Genomic DNA, 15,678 nt, shown 5'->3' on the forward strand with positions numbered 1-15,678 from the left:
TTTCAGACGGCCTTTCCCGTTAAAAATGGTAAAACGGCCTAAAAAAGAGTAGAATATGGACCGTTTACAACTCTGCGCCTCTCAGCAGGCTTGAATTATGGACCTTCCCAGTTCGTCTTTGAACTTCCCATCTGATACACAACAACAATAATCATCCCGCCGAAATGCCTTCCCGCGTCTGGCGGGCGGAGCATTTATGAGCATCGAACAAACCCCTCCGAATCTCGACAATATCCCCGACAATGATGTGGTAGAAGACCGCATTTCTGACGATCGCATCTCTGACGATATCGACCGCATCCACGCCTTATGCGAAATCCTTGAGCCGTCATTTGAACAAATCGAAGCAGGCATGCCGATTGAAGACGAAAGCCTGTGCGACAAGTTCACCGAGCTGACCGTCCTCTTGGCCGAGTTGCACCCTGCCGACGTGGCCGCCGTCTTGGAATCTCTGCCACCGCGCGAGCGTAACATCGTTTGGCTTTTGGTCGCCCCTGAAGACGACGGCGAAGTGTTGCTGGAAGTATCCGACTCCGTACGCGAAATGCTGATCGAGTCCATGGACAAAGACGAGCTGTTGGCCGCTGTCGATGATTTGGACGCAGACGAATTGGCAGAACTGGCAGACGACTTGCCGCACCAAGTGGTGTACGAAGCGCTGCAAACGCGTGATGAAGAAGAACGCGAGCAGGTCAAAGCGGCGATGTCTTACGAAGACAACCAAGTCGGCGCGATTATGGACTTTGAATTGGTCAGCATCCGCGCCGATGTGACGTGTGAGGTCGTGTTGCGCTACTTGCGCCGTTTCGACAGCCTGCCCGACCATACCGACAAGATTTTCGTGGTCGATGAAAACGACGTGTTGCAAGGTGTGCTGCCCATCCGCAAACTCTTGGTCGCCGACCCCGAAGACATGGTGGCGGACGTGATGGCCACCGATGTCGTGCGCTTCCGTCCCGAAGACGACGTGGAAGAAGCGGCGCAGGCGTTTGAACGTTATGACTTGGTAACCGCGCCGGTTGTCGATGAAAACAAAAAGCTGATCGGCAGGATCACCATTGACGAAATGGTGGACGTGATCCGTGAAGAATCCGAAGCCGACATGTTTAACATGGCCGGTTTGCAAGAAGAAGAGGACTTGTTCGCCCCGATTTGGGACTCGGTGAAAAACCGCTGGATGTGGCTTGCCATCAACCTGTGTACCGCCTTTATCGCTAGCCGCGTGATTGGCGCATTTGAAGGCAGTATCGAGAAAATCGTCGCACTGGCTGCGCTGATGCCCATCGTCGCCGGCATCGGCGGCAACTCCGGCAACCAAACCATCACCATGATCGTCCGCGCCATGGCGATGGGACAAATGACCAGCACGCAGGCAGGCCGCCTGCTGAAAAAAGAAGTCGGCGTCGCCCTCGTCAACGGCATTATTTGGGGCACCGTGATGGGCGTGATTTCATGGCTGCTCTACGGCAACATCGGCATCGGTTTGGTCATGGTGGCCGCGATGACCTTGAACCTTTTGCTTGCCGCGACCGTCGGTGTCCTCATTCCCGTCATGATGGACAAAGCCGGACGCGACCCGGCATTGGGCAGCTCGGTGCTGATTACCGCGGTCACCGACTCCGGCGGCTTCCTGATTTTCTTGGGATTGGCAACCATATTCCTGTTGTAATAGGAAAAAAGGACGTGTTCGACACGTCCTTTTTCAAACCGTTTAAAAGGCCGAGACCTTTGCAAAAAAGCCCTTCCCCCCAACAGCCGAAACCTAAACACAGATTTTCGGCTGTTTCCGCCACGGTTTCATGATTTCCCCTGCCGTAACCGCCGCCGCCGTCAGATTGGCAGTGGCACTGTTTGACGGAAAAGACGCGCCCGAACGTGATGAAGAAAGCGGTTTGGCGTATATTGGAAAATAAGCTTGAGGTAAAATAAGCTTTAGTTCGTCTGAAAACGTCGCGCCATCAGTTTTATAAAGGTAACAATATGAATTTAGAAACCAAAATTCCGCCGCCGGCGATATGTTTTATTTGTGCGTTGTTGATGTACATCTCTACCCAAGTGTCGGCGTTAGCCGACATATTGCCGCGCTTTCCTATATTGCTGTCGGTTGTTTTCATGGTGTTTGGGACTCTGTTGAGCGTATTAGGTGTGTGGGCGTTTCGCCGTTTGCGCACGACCATCAGCCCGCTCCACCCCGAACAAACCGAACACTTCGTTTCAGACGGCGTGTACCGTTTCAGTCGCAATCCGATGTATGCGGGTCTGGGCTGCTGGCTGGTCGCCTGGGCGGGCTATTTGGCGCACCCGCTGCCGTGGTTGTTTTTGGCTGCATTTGTTGCCTATATGACACGCTTTCAAATCATGCCCGAAGAACGCGTTTTGGCGCAGAAATTCGGTGCAGAGTACGAGTCTTATTGTCGGCGCGTCCGCCGTTGGTTATAAAAGCGAAAGCTTCCCATCAAGTATCGCCCCTCTTCTGCTCTACGGCATGAATGCGAATACTCGATGTTTTTAGACAACCTTTATTGCTCCGTAAGAAATGAAAAAGGACACCCCATGACCTTCCCGCCCCTAAAATCCCCGCTCAAATTCTACGCCGTCGTTCCCACCGCCGATTGGGTGGAGCGCATGGTCGAAGCAGGTGCCGACACGGTGCAACTGCGCTGCAAAACCCTGCACGGCGATGAATTGAAATGCGAAATCGCCCGCTGCGTCGCCGCCTGTCAGGGCAGCCGTACGCAGCTTTTCATCAACGACTACTGGCGCGAGGCGATAGAAGCGGGCGCATACGGCGTACATCTCGGACAGGAAGACATGGACACCGCCGACCTTGCCGCCATTACCGCCGCCGGTTTGCGCTTGGGTTTGAGTACGCACTCCGTCGCCGAACTCGACCGCGCTTTGTCCGTACACCCCAGCTATGTCGCCAGCGGCGCGATTTTTCCGACTACGACCAAACAAATGCCAACCGCCCCGCAAGGTTTGGACAAACTGCGCGAATACGTCAGACAGGCACGCGGCACGCCCGTCGTCGCCATCGGCGGCATCGATTTGAACAACGCCGAAGATGTGCTTGCCACCGGCGTTTCCTCGCTCGCTGTTGTTCGCGCCGTGACCGAAGCGGAAAATCCCGAAGCGGTGGTTAAAGCGTTTCAGGCTTTGTGGAATGAATGAGGCCGTCTGAAAATAAGAAGTCTGACAAGAGGAGCAAACATTATGAAGATTATATTGAACAATGAAGCCATCACATTAAACGGCACAACCGTTGCCGACCTTATCGCCCAAACCGCGCCGCAAAAGCCGTTTGCCGTTGCCGTCAATACCTATTTTGTCGCCAAAGGCGCGTATGCGGAAACGGTTTTAAACGAAAACGACAAAGTGGACATTGTGCGCCCCGTAGTCGGCGGATAAGCAGTTTGCAATCAATAGGTTGGGTATTTGCGCTCGACTTTTGCCTGTTTGAATATCGGGCAGGGTTGCCCGATTGCCTTATGCTTAAAATCTAAAAAATATTACAAAGGAATCCATCATGTTTACCCTATACGGAGAAACTTTCCCTTCACGGCTGCTGCTCGGTACGGCTGCTTATCCGACGCCGGAAATCCTCAAGCAGTCTGTTCAAATCGCGCAACCGGCGATGATTACCGTTTCGTTACGCCGCGCCGGCAGCGGCGGCGAAGCGCACGGGCAGGGCTTTTGGTCATTGTTGGAAGAAATGGGCGTACCTGTGTTGCCCAATACCGCAGGCTGCCAAAGTGTGCAGGAAGCCGTAACTACTGCACAAATGGCACGCGAAGTGTTTGATACCGATTGGATCAAGCTCGAACTCATCGGCGATGATGACACCTTGCAGCCGGATGTGTTCCAACTGGTTGAAGCGGCGGAAATTCTGATTAAAGACGGCTTTAAAGTGCTGCCTTATTGCACCGAAGACCTGATTGCCTGCCGCCGACTGCTTGACGCAGGCTGTCAGGCGTTGATGCCGTGGGCGGCGCCGATTGGCACGGGTTTGGGCGCGGTTCATGCTTATGCGCTGAAAGTCCTACGTGAACGCCTGCCCGACACGCCGTTGATTATCGACGCGGGTTTGGGTTTGCCTTCGCAGGCGGCGCAAGTGATGGAATGGGGTTTTGACGGCGTGTTGCTGAATACCGCCGTTTCCCGTAGTGGCGATCCGGTCAATATGGCACGCGCTTTTGCGCTTGCGGTCGAGTCGGGCCGTCTGGCTTATGAGGCGGAACCTGTGGAGGCGCGTGAGAAAGCGCGCGCCAGTACGCCGACGGTGGGCCAGCCTTTCTGGCATTCGGCGGAATATTGATACACATTAGGGCGTGTCGAACACGCCCTTTTTTATTGGTAAAAAACCTGATTTCAGGTTGAACAGAATGTTCAGACGGCCTTGGTCAAAAGCTGTTTCAGTGGCTTTAAGATTTGCCATGCCTGCGCTTTGAGTTGCGGCTGCATCAGCAGGCGGGCGGGGTGGGGAATGACGAAATGCGGCCGCTTCCCGCACAATTCGTTCATCAGTCCAATCATGTCGGGGCTATCAAAGATTTTGCCGAGAAACAAGACTGCGCGCGCTTGCGAAGCGGTCAGCTCGTTTTGCATTTCGGCAAGTTCGGAGCGGATGTGTTCGGCATCGGGGAGAGCGGTAAATACGGGCGCGGTTTTGACCCATGCGGTTTTGTGCGCCTGCTCGGGTTTGAGGCCGATAGCAGCGAGGATGTTGTCGAGAAGCGTGCCGACATCGCCGCTAAACAGCGTACCGTGCAGGCTGTCTTCGGTGGACGGGCAAATGCTGACCACCATGATTTCAGACGGCCTGATGGTTACGTCAAGACGGGGCAGATTGTCTGAATGCGCGGCTTTTTCTGTTTTTGCCGGTGTTTCGGCAATGGCTTTGGGTGCTGCTTCGGGAACGCGGACAGCAGGTTTGGCCGTTTGTGCAGTGGCAATGGCGGCAGTGCGTGCCCGATGGGCGCCTGCGGATAAAGTGCGCACGGCTTGCGCGGTATCGGCAGCAATGGCTTTGGGGCGGACGGGTGCGGCTGATGCTGCGGCTTGAGGCGCGGCATGGATGATTTTGGCGTTTTGGTTCAGCCACATCGGGCCCAAACCCAAGGCTTCGTGCAGGTGCAGGTAGCGGCTGCTTAACATGATTTCTCCATCAATACGGCATCTTCGCTGCCACCGTCGGGCAGGGCGTAGTAGTTTTTGCGGCGGCCGCAGGTTTGGAAGCCGTGTTTGCGGTAGAGCTGTTGCGCGGTTTCATTGCTTGCGCGGACTTCGAGCAGCAATCGGGTTGCGCCTTGCTGTTGCACTGCGTTTTGCCAGTGTTGCAGCAGGGCGGACGCAATGCCTTGGCGGCGGTATTCGGGCGCGACGGCAATCAAATGTAGCTCGGATTCGTCAAATACGGTTTGCCACACGATAAAGCCGGTAATTTGGTTGTCTGCCTGTCTGAGCCAAATGCTGTCGGGATGGTGTTGAACAGCTGATTCAAACTGCTTCACCGTCCACGACGAAGGATTGCCTTGTGCGTCGATGGCGGCAAGGGTGGGGCAGTCGGCAAGTACGGCTGGACGCAGGTTCACGGTTTGGCCTTTTGTTGGGCTTGCTCTTGCGCGGTCAGGGCAATTTTGTTGCGGACGTAGAGCAGCTCGGCGTGTGCCGCGTCAGTAGCAACATAGCGGCCGCTGCGGGCAAGTTTAAGATAGTCGGTGGCGGTCGGCATATCGGCTTGACCGTCAAAAGGCGGTTTGTCGGCGAGGGCAAAGGCGTTACCGATGCCGCCGCTAGGCGTTTTGCCTTCGGGCGCGGTAATGGTGGCGGCTTTGCCAACTGTGTAATCGCTCAAGCGGACATGGTTTTGCGTATCAAACCATGCGTAGAACACTTCGCCCATGCGTGCATCGGTGGCCGCCAGTACGCAGCTTGATGGCGGCAGCAGCGAAGCGGCGGCATCGAGGCAGGGAATGCCGATCATGGGCGTGTCAAACGGCGTGGCCAAACCTTGTGCAACCGCCGCGCCGATACGCAGGCCGGTAAATGCGCCGGGGCCTTGTGCATAGACGATGTAGCCCAAATCGGCGGCAGTGATGCCTGCTTCTTTAAAGAGGCGCTCGATTTGCGGCAGGATTTGTTCGGATTGCTTGGTGCCGACATTTTCGTGAAACAGGCGGATTTCGCCTTGATGTTCCAATGCGATGGACAGAAAGGATGTGCTGGTGTCGATGGCAAGAGTCGGGCGGTTGTCGGTTGGCATGGTGTTATTTTTTAGAAGGATATGGGTTGCCATTATAGTGGAACGGCGAGAGGGAACAAAGCACTCGGGCGGCGCTTGGGTAAAAATGCCGTTTGCTGCAAAGCTATTCGATAAGTGAACCAAGATTTCAGGCCGTCTGAAAATATTTCAGACGGCCTTGTTTTATTGGTCAAGTTTCAATAAAGGCGAACCTGCTTTTTCAACGGCACGGCGGTAGGCTTCATGCGCTTCGATGAGTTGCAAATAAGCGCGGATATTGGGGTAGTCGGCAAAATCGAAGCGGTCGGCTGCGGCTTGCAGCGGATAACTCATCATGATGTCGGCACCGCTGAGGCTGTTGCCGACCAACCATTCGCGGTTTTCCAACTCGCTGTCGATGTGGGAAAGATGCAGCGCGGCTTGCGGAAGGATAAAGCTGCTTTTAACGCTGCCGCTGATTTTGCGGGCAATCGGTTTGACGAAAAACGGCATGGGTGCGCTTTCAATCCGGCGGAACACCAGTCCGAGCAGCAATAACGGCATCAGCGAACCTTCGGCATAATGCAGCCAGCGTTGATATTGCCAGTATTCGCGGCTGCCGCGTTCGGGCATCAGATGGCCGTTGCCGTAGGTTTGAATCAGGTAGTCGGTAATCGCGCCGCTTTCCGCCAAGATAAAGCCGTCATCATCCAATAAAGGCGATTTGCCCAAGGGATGGATGGCTTTAAGTTCGTCAGGGGCGAGCAAAGTGTCGGGATGGCGGCGGTAGGTTTGCAGGCGGTAGGGCGTACCGAGGATTTCAAGCAGCCAAACAATGCGCAGGGCGCGGGATTGGTTGAGCGAATGCAGGGTAATCATGAGGGACTTTAAATATTGGTTTGTTTGAGGCCGTCTATGCTGATTTGGCAGGCATCGGCGTATTTTTGCAGGGTTTTGGCCGGTAGTTTGGCGAACACTTCGGGGCGGAAATGCCGACGAAGCTGCCATTTCCATACGCCTGCCGCCAGGGCCAAGCCGGTTTCATCATAACGGCAGCGGAACATATGGTAGTACAGCGGCGAGTATTCGCCTTTTTTGACGGCTTCGCGCGCGGCCTGCGTTTGGGCATCGAGTTCGAACACCGCCATTTCGGTGGCGTAGGCTTCGTCCTGCCAACCGTTGCTGGTGGCCGCTTCGTAGTGGCCGTCGCGGGTGCCGTAGATGACTTTGCGGTGGCCGTGGTAGCTGGCGCTGTTGTCTTGAGGAATGTCGTCAATCTTCATTCAGACGGCCTTTACTGCTTCCAAAAGCATGAAACATGTTGAAAAGCGTCCGCTTTCCGGAACGTAACACAGGATTTTTTGGCCGTGTTCGATGGGAAAAGTGCGCATAAATTCTTCAAGGATGATGTAAATCGAGGCCGAACCCGTGTTGCCCTTGTTGTGCAGATTGGTAAACCATTTTTCCTGCGGAATGTCGAAGCCGATGTTTTTCAGGCCGTCTGAAAGGCGGTCGCGGAAAAAGCCGGAAGAGTAGTGGGGCAGGAACCAATCGATTTCTTCGGCGCGGATGCCGTGTTTGGCGGCGATTTGGGAGAGGGGTTTTTCCACCGTATAACGGACGATGTTTTCGTTTAGCAGTTTGACGTCCTGCTTGACCGCCATCAGGCTGTGGCGGCGGCCGTAATCGGCATCGGCGTGTTTCCAGCCTTCAAATACGCCGTCGCGGAATTCTGCGCCGGCATACATGCAGGGTGGCATTTCGTTGGCGTAGGAAAGCAGGTCTATCCAATGGATTTTCAGGCTGAGGCTGTCTGAATTGGGGCGGTCGGACAGATACACCGCGCCTGCGCCGTCAGACAGCATCCAGCGCAAAAAGTCTTTTTCAAACCCGATTTCAGGGGACGCGTTTTCCAGTTTTTTATGGTCGGTTTCGCTTTGAAACACTTCGCCGCGCATGACTGCCGAGGCATTTTCGGAAGCAACGGAAACCGCATGTGCATGTTCGCCGGTACGCACGGCGTTGTAAGCGTGTTTCATCGCCGCCATACCTGCCGCACATACGCCTGCCATGCTGAACACTTCGCAAGGCGGCATATCCAGCAAGCCATGCACCATCACGCCGTGTCCGGGCATGGTTTGGTCGGGATAGGAAGTGGCGCAGGCCAGGCTGCCGATGGCTTCTGCTGCAACGCCTTGGACAAACAGGCCGTTGACTGCTTCGGCAGCCAACTCGGCATTGGTGTGCGTCGTGAGGCGGCTTTCGGGATCGATGGCGTAATGGCGCGACAAAATGCCGTTGGAACGCAAAATCATACGGCGCACGCGTGAAGGCACATCGCCTGCCATGCCGAGGACGGCTTCCATTTCGTCATTGCCGACGGGGGCATTGGGTAAAAAGGCAGAAACGCGGTTGAGATAAACGTCTTTGAGAGTGTTATTCGATGTCATGATGTGTTTGTCAAAATAATCAACCGATAAACCGCGCCGCGTAGTCGCAGCTTGCAGTCAACGGGATGTGGTGTGTTTCGGCGTATTCCATCAGCGCGCTCACCAGTAGTTTGGCAATGCCGCGATGACGGAAGTTGGGCGAGACCACGGTATGGTTTACGTCCCAGCCGCCGTTATGTTCGGTATAGCTGATATAGCCTGCTTCCAAACCGTCAATGTCGATTTGAAAGCGACGGCGTTCGGGGTAGTGGATAACTTCGGGCATGATGGATTCCTGGTTTGAGGCCGTCTGAAACAGATTATCTGCCTGACGGTTGTTCATAATAATCCGCCAGCTTTTTCAGACGGCCTTTGAGCAGCGGATGCAGCAGTTTTTTCAAAATTACACTGATGGGTAAAACCACCAAAATCATCGCCAATAAAAAGACGATGTAGAAGCACAACAAGGCACGGCGCAAGAGCGGAGAAATCCTGCCTGCCGCCATCAAAAGCCTGCCCCAGACGAAGAAGCTGCGGCCGGCGGCACGTTCGCTGAAAATCAGTTTTTCATTCACTGTCGCCGCGCCCATGTTTTGAAACAGGGTTTCGTCCAAAGGCTGTTGGTTCAATAGTGTATCGCACAATTTCGTACCAAACCGCGCCGCATCCGCCAATTCTTCTTCAGCAATGCCGGCAGAGGGCAGGGAGCGGAAATAGCGTTTGTCGCCGGTCAGCATCCATGCGGGCGTGGTAATGAAACTTGCCGCGCTGTTGCAATCATCGATTTTTACGATGTTGCCGATGAGTTTTGCGCCGTTTTGTTTCAGCAAAGATTTCATTTTTTCCTGCGCGCCCAGCCACATATTGCGGCAGCCGATAAGCGTGATGACCGGTTTACCGTCCAGCAGGCGGCGCGTTTCTTCGCGTTGCAAAAAGGCGGTCATCGGTTGCGAAGGGGAGAGGAACCAAACAGTGTAGGCAATGACCACCACATCGTAATCTTCGGATGGGATTTGCGGCGGCAGAATCGGGGCGGGTTTTAAATGGACTGTTTCAGGAAAGGTATCGAAAAAACGCCAAAACGGCCACGGAAACGGAAACGCCTGCTTCGGTACGATATTGACGCAATCGACCTGTATGCCGGCTGTTTGCAACGGCGCGGCAAAATTTCGCGCCAGGCTCGAGAGCTGCCCCGTTTGCGAGTAATGCACAATCAGCACTTTTTTCATTATCTTCCCTGCAATGAGTAAGTTATGGTTGGTTTGGACAGTATTATATAGTAAACCAACCTGCCTTGAACTTTATTCATATTCAGTATGTTCGCGAAGGTTTCAGCCGATTTGGATGGAAGCGCCGTATTCTGTCGGAATGGGGCGGTAAAGCGGATTTTTATGCCATGCCAACATGAACAACGGCCGTCTGAAATTTTTCAGACGGCCTTGTGTGGAAATCGGGACGCATGGTCTGGAGCAGGATTTGCGCTAAGTATGGCGTGCAAATCGTATAGATAAAAAAATAACCGCTTCAAGGCGGTTGGTGGTGGCCAGAGGCGGAATCGAACCGCCGACACACGGATTTTCAATCCGTTGCTCTACCAACTGAGCTATCTGGCCTTCGCGTATTTCGTTGCGAGATGTGAATTAAACCAAATTTCGTTGTCTTGTGCAAGCGTTTGCAGGCTTTATTTTTGAGGCGGTAAATTAAGATTTTGTTTTGTATTGAATTATTTTTTCGTTTTAATTGGCGGTTTTTAGGTTTACCGGTTTGATTTTCAGACGGCCTAAGATACAATCGGCTTTTTTGCTTTGGATTTATGCCATGCTGTATGTGTTTGTTCGTGATATGTGGGATGTTTTGCGTTTGCGCTATCGTTCGCCGGAGACGTATTTGTATTCGCCTTTGGTGATGGCGGCGGTGCTGCTGCTGTTGGGTGTGGTGAACGCGGCCAGCATGTCGCCTTTGTTTGGCAGTGGCGCGGCGGCGGTGTGCCTGTCGGTAATTTTGGTGATTGTGAAATGGTTGGTGCTGAGCCGCTCGATGCGCAAGGTGCTGCATTATTACGGTGCGCCCCGGCTGCCTTTGTGGGGCTTTATTTTGGTGTCTGAGGCTTTGCTGCTGCCGCTGTTGCTGGTGTTGTATGTGCCGGCGTTGGCTGTGTTTGCGCTGTTGTGGCAGGCTTGGGTGTTTGTGGTGCAGGTACGCGGTTTGATGTGGATGGGGAATGCGACGGTAGGCCGTGTTTTGGTGGGCTATCTGTTGTATGGTTTCGGCGTGTTGTGTGTGGGTACGGTGATTTTGATGCTGTTTATTGCCGCCGGTTGGTTGGATATGGAAACGTTGAATCAAAACCTGCAGGCGTTGACGTCTGCCCGTAAATAATCAATGAAAATTGGAAGGCCGTCTGAAATGTTCAGACGGCCTTTGTTTTATGTGTTTGTTTCGTGGTCTTGCAGAATTTTTTGATAGACGGGGTCGGGGAGGTAGCGGCCTATCATATCGCGCCAGCCTTGTGGGCCGACCAGGCCTTTGACCATGGTGGAGGACACTTCGGCTATTTCGCGCGGCGGCATTAGGAAGACGGTGGAGATTTCGGGGGCGATGTCGCTGTTGATGTAGCGCATCGAGCGTTCGTATTCGTAGTCGGCGGCGGAACGGATGCCGCGGACGATAAAATTGGCTTTGGCTTCGCGGGCGTAATCGACCAAAAAGCGGTTTTCAAACACGCTGATGCGGACGTTGGGGAAGGGGTGGGTAATGGCATCGAGCATGGCGCAGCGTTCTTCTATGGTGTAGGTGCTGCGCTTTTCGGGATTGGTGCCGATGGCGACGATGAGTTCGTCAAAGAGGGACTGGGCTTCCTGTATCATCCACAGGTGGCCGAGGGTGGGAGGGTCGAAGCTGCCTGCGTACACGGCACGGCGCGGAGTGGTCGTGGTCATTTTGGGTTGGGAATGGGGTTTGTGTGGCGTTCAGGATAGGGGAGTTTGCTGGTGATGTCAAAAATCAAAAAGGCCGTCTGAAATTTCAGACGGCCTTTGCGGCTTTATCAGTCGTCACCACTAATAGAGATGAGGATTCTCAAGAGGCTGCTGAAAATGTTGTAGATGGAGATGAAGATGGTCAGCGCCGCGCTGATGTGGCTGTCTTCGCCGCCGTCAATAACGGCACGCACCTGCCACATAATCATCAGGGAACTGAAGACAACGAAGCCGGCCGCGATGGTCAGGCTCAGGGCAGGGATGTTGAGGAAGATGTTGGCCACAACGGCAATCATGAGCACGATCGCACCGGCGCCGAGGAAGCTGCCGAGTTTGTTCATGTTCATTGTGGTGCGGCGTGCCATGGCGGACATGGTGAAGAATACGCCGGCGGTCATGGCGGCGGCCGTACCGACGATTTGCGCGCCGTTGTTAATAGACAGTGCGTATTGCAACATAGGGCTGATGGCAAGGCCCATGCCGAAAGTGAAGATCATCAACAGGGCTACGCCGACGTTGCTGTAACGGTTTTTCTCAATCAGGAAGGTCATGCCGTAGAAAAAGCCGAAGAAGGCGGCCAGGGCAACATAGTATGAACCGAACATGGCGAAAATGTTAAAGCCTGTTTTGGCGGAAAAGAATGCGCCGGCAATGGCAGGAATGAAAGACAGGCCGAGCAGGCGGTAGGTTTTTTGCAGGACGGTGTTTTTGGCAACCGAGCCTTGCGAGGTATAGTCGTAAACGTCGTTTTGCATGGCGTTTGCTCCAGTGTGGATTGAAATAAATGAAATTTGGATTCTAACAGAGAATCATGGGTTTGTATGATTTATCTGTTCTATTTGCCTAATATGCGGGGCAATCGGGAATTTTAAAGGCCGTCTGAAAATCGGGTTTCAGACGGCCTTGGCTTTTCAATGCTTATTTAGGCTCTTGCGGAACGTAGCCTTGTACGGCATCTGCTCCGTCGCCGAAGAAGTATTGTTCCATCTGCTGGGCGAGGTATTCGCGTGCGCGCGGATCGGCAAGGCTTAGACGGTTTTCGTTGATCAGCATGGTTTGGTGGCGGGTCCAAGCTATCCATGCTTCTTGGGAAACGTTTTCGAAGATGCGTTTGCCCAGTTCGTTGGGCAGCGGCGGAAATTTCATGCCTTCGGCTTCTTTGCCGAGTTTGACGCAGTGAACCATACGGGTCATGGCGGTTTCCTTATGATGGGTTGCAAAGTTGGTATTTTAGCCGATTGCACGGATAGGGGAAAGCGTGGCTTTCAGACGGCCTGAAAGCTTGCTATGATGGTCTTTTCTGTTTATTCAGGCAAAGATTATGAACCGCCTTGATACTGCCCGCCGTTATTCCCTTTTTCTCGCCCGTAATCTTGATTCCGGCAAACTCAAGCCCGAAATTTTCCTGCCTATGCTGGACAAGGCGTTGACCGAAGCTGATTTTCAAGCTTTTGCCGATTGGGACAAAATCCGTGCGGAAGAAAACGAGGAAGAATTAGCGCGGCAGTTGCGCGAGTTGCGCCGTTATGTCGTGTCGCAGATTATCGTGCGCGATATCAACCGCATCAGTGATTTGAACGAAGTAACCCGCACAATTACGCTGTTTGCCGATTTTGCCGTCAATACCGCGTTGAACTTTTCCTACGCCTATTATCAGGACATGTACGGCACGCCGATCGGGCGTTATACGAAATCGCCACAACATTTGAGCGTGGTGGCAATGGGCAAGGCGGGCGGCTATGAGCTGAACGTGTCTTCCGACATCGATTTGATTTTCATCTATCCCGAATCGGGCGATACGGACGGCAGGCGCGAACGCGGCAATCAAGAGTTTTTCACCAAAGTCGGGCAGAAACTAATTGCGCTGCTGAACGACATTACCGCCGACGGGCAGGTGTTCCGCGTCGATATGCGGCTGCGGCCAGACGGCGATTCGGGCGCGCTGGTATTGAGCGAAACCGCGCTGGAGCAATACCTGATCACGCAGGGGCGCGAATGGGAACGCTATGCGTGGTGCAAAGGCCGCGTGGTTACGCCGTATCCGAACGACATCAAAGCGTTGGTGCGCCCCTTTGTGTTCCGCAAATATCTGGATTACAGCGCATATGAAGCAATGCGCAACCTGCACCGCCAAATCCGCAGCGAAGTCAGCAAAAAAGGCATGGCGGACAACATCAAACTCGGCGCGGGCGGCATCCGCGAAGTCGAATTTATCGCCCAGATTTTCCAGATGATACGCGGCGGGCAAATGCGCGCGCTGCAACTGAAAGGCACGCAGGAAACGCTGAAGAAACTTGCCGAGCTGGGCATCATGCCGTCTGAAAACGTCGAAACCCTGCTTGCCGCCTACCGCTTCCTGCGCGACGTCGAACACCGCCTGCAATACTGGGACGACCAGCAAACCCAAACCCTGCCCACCTCGCCCGAACAGCAACAACTGCTCGCCGAAAGCATGGGTTTCGACAGCTACGCCGCCTTTTCAGACGACCTCAACATTCACCGCACCAAGGTCAATCAGTTGTTCAACGAAATTTTAAGCGAACCCGAAGAGCAAACTCCCGACAACAGCGAATGGCAATGGGCATGGCAGGATAAACCCGACGAAGAAGAGCGGCTAGGCCGTCTGAAAGAATATGGGTTTGATGCCGAAACCATCGCCGCAAGGCTAGACCAAATCCGGTACGGCCATAAATACCGCCACCTTTCCGCACACGCCCAGCCGCGTTTCGACGCGATTGTGCCGCTGTTCGTGCAGGCAGCGGCCGAGCAACCCAACCCGACCGATACATTAATGCGGCTGTTTGACTTCCTCGAAAACATCAGCCGCCGCTCCGCCTATCTCGCCTTCCTCAACGAACATCCGCAAACCCTGGCGCAACTGGCGCAGATTATGAGCCAAAGCTCATGGGTGGCGGCGTATCTGAGCAAATACCCAATTCTGCTGGACGAACTCATCAGCGCGCAGCTTTTGGATACCGCGTTCGACTGGCAAGCCCTTGCCGCCGCCCTTTCAGACGACATCAAAGCCTGCGGCGGCGACACCGAAGCGCAAATGGACACCCTGCGCCGCTTCCAGCACGCCCAAGTCTTCCGCCTCGCCGTCCAAGACCTCGCCGGACTGTGGACGGTAGAATCCCTCTCCGACCAACTTTCCGCCCTCGCCGACACCATCCTCGCCGCCGCCGTGTCGTGTGCGTGGGCGGATATGCCCAAAAAACACCGAGACACGCCGCAATTTGCCATCATCGGTTACGGCAAACTGGGCGGTAAAGAGCTCAGCTATTCCTCCGACCTCGACTTGGTCTATCTTTACGACGACCCTCATTCCGACGCAGGCGACGTTTACAGCCGCCTTGCTCGCCGGCTGACCAACTGGCTTTCCGCCGCCACCGGCGCAGGCAGCCTCTACGAAACCGACCTGCGCCTGCGCCCCAACGGCGACGCTGGTTTCCTCGCCCACAGCATCGCCGCCTTTGAAAAATACCAGCGCGAAAACGCCTGGACGTGGGAACACCAATCCCTTACCCGCGCCCGTTTTATCTGCGGTACGCCTGATGTTCAGACGGCCTTCGACCGCATCCGCACCGAAATCCTCACCGCCGAACGCGACCAAACCGCCTTGGCAGGCGAAATCATCGAAATGCGCGAAAAAATGTTCCCCACCCATCCGCCGGTTGACAGCAACGTCAAATACGCGCGCGGCGGCGTGGTCGACGTCGAATTTATCGTCCAATACCTCATCCTTGCCCATGCCCGACGGTATCCGCAACTCCTCGACAACTACGGCAACATCGCCCTCTTAAACATCGCCGCCGACTGCGGCCTCATCGACAAAACCCTCGCCGAACAAAGCCGCACCGCCTACCGCTACTACCGCCAGCAGCAACACAACGCCAAACTGCGCGATGCCAAAAAAACCGAAGTAACGGACGAATTGCTGACCCACTACGGCAATGTGCGAAAACTATGGCAGGAAGTATTCGGAGTAGAAGTGAAGTTCGGATAAGCAGGCGGACGTATTCAGCGTCAAAAGCCCTATACAGCAACATAA

Annotated in this window: 18 protein-coding genes, 1 tRNA gene and 1 pseudogene; 8 read left to right on the top strand and 12 right to left on the bottom strand. The window is 54.4% G+C overall.

Annotated features, from left to right (window positions below; translation table 11 throughout):
• Positions 1-196 precede the first annotated feature (196 nt).
• The 6 genes and pseudogenes from mgtE to LPB400_RS02760 all read left to right on the top strand — a co-directional run bounded on the left by mgtE (position 197) and on the right by LPB400_RS02760 (position 4,315).
• Complete coding sequence (gene mgtE / locus LPB400_RS02735; RefSeq protein WP_070459695.1) at positions 197-1,669, top strand: magnesium transporter; 1,473 nt, start codon at positions 197-199, stop codon at positions 1,667-1,669.
• Positions 1,670-1,769: 100 nt separating this feature from the next.
• Positions 1,770-1,913, top strand: a pseudogene (locus LPB400_RS02740) (FAD-dependent oxidoreductase); the annotation flags it as partial.
• Positions 1,914-1,980: 67 nt separating this feature from the next.
• Positions 1,981-2,439: a methyltransferase family protein gene (locus LPB400_RS02745; RefSeq protein ID WP_070459692.1), complete on the top strand. Its 459-nt coding sequence runs from the start codon at positions 1,981-1,983 to the stop codon at positions 2,437-2,439.
• A gap of 114 nt (positions 2,440-2,553) precedes the next feature.
• Positions 2,554-3,171 (top strand): thiamine phosphate synthase, encoded by a 618-nt coding sequence (thiE, locus tag LPB400_RS02750; protein ID WP_070459686.1) that lies wholly within the window; start codon positions 2,554-2,556, stop codon positions 3,169-3,171.
• A gap of 42 nt (positions 3,172-3,213) precedes the next feature.
• Positions 3,214-3,408, top strand: coding sequence for a sulfur carrier protein ThiS (gene thiS, locus LPB400_RS02755; protein WP_070459683.1), 195 nt, complete (start codon positions 3,214-3,216; stop codon positions 3,406-3,408).
• A gap of 118 nt (positions 3,409-3,526) precedes the next feature.
• Positions 3,527-4,315: a thiazole synthase gene (locus LPB400_RS02760; RefSeq protein ID WP_049332237.1), complete on the top strand. Its 789-nt coding sequence runs from the start codon at positions 3,527-3,529 to the stop codon at positions 4,313-4,315.
• A gap of 71 nt (positions 4,316-4,386) precedes the next feature.
• Here LPB400_RS02760 and LPB400_RS02765 read toward each other — a convergent pair whose 3' ends face one another.
• The 9 genes from LPB400_RS02765 to LPB400_RS02805 form a co-directional block, all read right to left on the bottom strand.
• On the bottom strand, positions 4,387-5,154 hold the full coding sequence (locus tag LPB400_RS02765) for a uracil-DNA glycosylase family protein (RefSeq protein WP_070459679.1): 768 nt from the start codon (positions 5,152-5,154) through the stop codon (positions 4,387-4,389).
• Positions 5,148-5,591, bottom strand: coding sequence for a ribosomal protein S18-alanine N-acetyltransferase (rimI, locus tag LPB400_RS02770; RefSeq protein WP_070459676.1), 444 nt, complete (start codon positions 5,589-5,591; stop codon positions 5,148-5,150). Before rimI ends, LPB400_RS02765 begins: the two co-directional genes overlap by 7 nt.
• Positions 5,588-6,262, bottom strand: a complete 675-nt coding sequence (gene tsaB / locus LPB400_RS02775; RefSeq protein WP_070459674.1) for a tRNA (adenosine(37)-N6)-threonylcarbamoyltransferase complex dimerization subunit type 1 TsaB — start codon at positions 6,260-6,262, stop codon at positions 5,588-5,590. The genes rimI and tsaB overlap by 4 nt, the downstream gene beginning before the upstream one ends.
• Positions 6,263-6,424: 162 nt before the next feature.
• Entirely contained in the window at positions 6,425-7,099 is a 675-nt protein-coding gene (locus LPB400_RS02780; RefSeq protein ID WP_070459670.1) for a glutathione S-transferase family protein, read from the bottom strand.
• 8 nt (positions 7,100-7,107) lie between these two features.
• Positions 7,108-7,503 carry a hypothetical protein gene (locus LPB400_RS02785; protein WP_070459667.1) on the bottom strand — a complete coding sequence of 132 codons (396 nt, stop codon included), beginning with the start codon at positions 7,501-7,503 and terminating at the stop codon, positions 7,108-7,110.
• Positions 7,504-8,670, bottom strand: a complete 1,167-nt coding sequence (locus LPB400_RS02790; protein WP_070459664.1) for a beta-ketoacyl-ACP synthase III — start codon at positions 8,668-8,670, stop codon at positions 7,504-7,506.
• Positions 8,671-8,689: 19 nt separating this feature from the next.
• The gene (locus LPB400_RS02795; RefSeq protein ID WP_070459813.1) at positions 8,690-8,935 is read right to left on the bottom strand and encodes a GNAT family N-acetyltransferase; all 246 of its coding nucleotides are present in this window, start codon (positions 8,933-8,935) and stop codon (positions 8,690-8,692) included.
• Between the two features lie 34 nt (positions 8,936-8,969).
• Positions 8,970-9,878 carry a hypothetical protein gene (locus tag LPB400_RS02800; protein WP_107792162.1) on the bottom strand — a complete coding sequence of 303 codons (909 nt, stop codon included), beginning with the start codon at positions 9,876-9,878 and terminating at the stop codon, positions 8,970-8,972.
• A 308-nt stretch (positions 9,879-10,186) separates the two neighbouring features.
• Positions 10,187-10,262: transfer RNA gene (locus LPB400_RS02805), tRNA-Phe, on the bottom strand.
• 205 nt (positions 10,263-10,467) lie between these two features.
• On the opposite strand from LPB400_RS02805, the gene LPB400_RS02810 reads away from it, so the two are divergent.
• Entirely contained in the window at positions 10,468-11,028 is a 561-nt protein-coding gene (locus LPB400_RS02810; protein ID WP_107792161.1) for a hypothetical protein, read from the top strand.
• Positions 11,029-11,075: 47 nt separating this feature from the next.
• Here LPB400_RS02810 and coaD read toward each other — a convergent pair whose 3' ends face one another.
• The 3 genes from coaD to LPB400_RS02825 all read right to left on the bottom strand — a co-directional run bounded on the left by coaD (position 11,076) and on the right by LPB400_RS02825 (position 12,821).
• The gene (coaD, locus tag LPB400_RS02815) at positions 11,076-11,588 is read right to left on the bottom strand and encodes a pantetheine-phosphate adenylyltransferase (protein ID WP_107768681.1); all 513 of its coding nucleotides are present in this window, start codon (positions 11,586-11,588) and stop codon (positions 11,076-11,078) included.
• Between the two features lie 107 nt (positions 11,589-11,695).
• A complete protein-coding gene (locus LPB400_RS02820; RefSeq protein ID WP_107768682.1) occupies positions 11,696-12,382 on the bottom strand; it encodes a Bax inhibitor-1 family protein in 687 nt (228 codons plus the stop codon).
• A 163-nt stretch (positions 12,383-12,545) separates the two neighbouring features.
• Entirely contained in the window at positions 12,546-12,821 is a 276-nt protein-coding gene (locus tag LPB400_RS02825) for an oxidative damage protection protein (RefSeq protein ID WP_070459650.1), read from the bottom strand.
• Between the two features lie 127 nt (positions 12,822-12,948).
• Between LPB400_RS02825 and glnE the strand changes: the two genes are divergently transcribed.
• Positions 12,949-15,633 carry a bifunctional [glutamate--ammonia ligase]-adenylyl-L-tyrosine phosphorylase/[glutamate--ammonia-ligase] adenylyltransferase gene (glnE, locus tag LPB400_RS02830; RefSeq protein WP_219089327.1) on the top strand — a complete coding sequence of 895 codons (2,685 nt, stop codon included), beginning with the start codon at positions 12,949-12,951 and terminating at the stop codon, positions 15,631-15,633.
• Positions 15,634-15,678 lie beyond the last annotated feature (45 nt).

This window comes from Neisseria perflava (assembly GCF_019334725.1).
GTDB lineage: Bacteria > Pseudomonadota > Gammaproteobacteria > Burkholderiales > Neisseriaceae > Neisseria > Neisseria subflava_A.

Coding starts and splice junctions, on each gene's coding strand:
- LPB400_RS02760 (WP_049332237.1), top strand. CDS start 3,527: ATGTTTACCCTATACGGAGAAACTTTCCCTTCACGGCTGCTGCTCGGT.
- LPB400_RS02810 (WP_107792161.1), top strand. CDS start 10,468: ATGCTGTATGTGTTTGTTCGTGATATGTGGGATGTTTTGCGTTTGCGC.
- tsaB (WP_070459674.1), bottom strand. CDS start 6,262: ATGCCAACCGACAACCGCCCGACTCTTGCCATCGACACCAGCACATCC.
- LPB400_RS02820 (WP_107768682.1), bottom strand. CDS start 12,382: ATGCAAAACGACGTTTACGACTATACCTCGCAAGGCTCGGTTGCCAAA.
- LPB400_RS02780 (WP_070459670.1), bottom strand. CDS start 7,099: ATGATTACCCTGCATTCGCTCAACCAATCCCGCGCCCTGCGCATTGTT.
- LPB400_RS02790 (WP_070459664.1), bottom strand. CDS start 8,670: ATGACATCGAATAACACTCTCAAAGACGTTTATCTCAACCGCGTTTCT.
- LPB400_RS02800 (WP_107792162.1), bottom strand. CDS start 9,878: ATGAAAAAAGTGCTGATTGTGCATTACTCGCAAACGGGGCAGCTCTCG.
- glnE (WP_219089327.1), top strand. CDS start 12,949: ATGAACCGCCTTGATACTGCCCGCCGTTATTCCCTTTTTCTCGCCCGT.
- LPB400_RS02765 (WP_070459679.1), bottom strand. CDS start 5,154: ATGTTAAGCAGCCGCTACCTGCACCTGCACGAAGCCTTGGGTTTGGGC.
- coaD (WP_107768681.1), bottom strand. CDS start 11,588: ATGACCACGACCACTCCGCGCCGTGCCGTGTACGCAGGCAGCTTCGAC.
- LPB400_RS02785 (WP_070459667.1), bottom strand. CDS start 7,503: ATGAAGATTGACGACATTCCTCAAGACAACAGCGCCAGCTACCACGGC.
- thiE (WP_070459686.1), top strand. CDS start 2,554: ATGACCTTCCCGCCCCTAAAATCCCCGCTCAAATTCTACGCCGTCGTT.
- LPB400_RS02795 (WP_070459813.1), bottom strand. CDS start 8,935: ATGCCCGAAGTTATCCACTACCCCGAACGCCGTCGCTTTCAAATCGAC.
- LPB400_RS02825 (WP_070459650.1), bottom strand. CDS start 12,821: ATGACCCGTATGGTTCACTGCGTCAAACTCGGCAAAGAAGCCGAAGGC.
- mgtE (WP_070459695.1), top strand. CDS start 197: ATGAGCATCGAACAAACCCCTCCGAATCTCGACAATATCCCCGACAAT.
- LPB400_RS02745 (WP_070459692.1), top strand. CDS start 1,981: ATGAATTTAGAAACCAAAATTCCGCCGCCGGCGATATGTTTTATTTGT.
- thiS (WP_070459683.1), top strand. CDS start 3,214: ATGAAGATTATATTGAACAATGAAGCCATCACATTAAACGGCACAACC.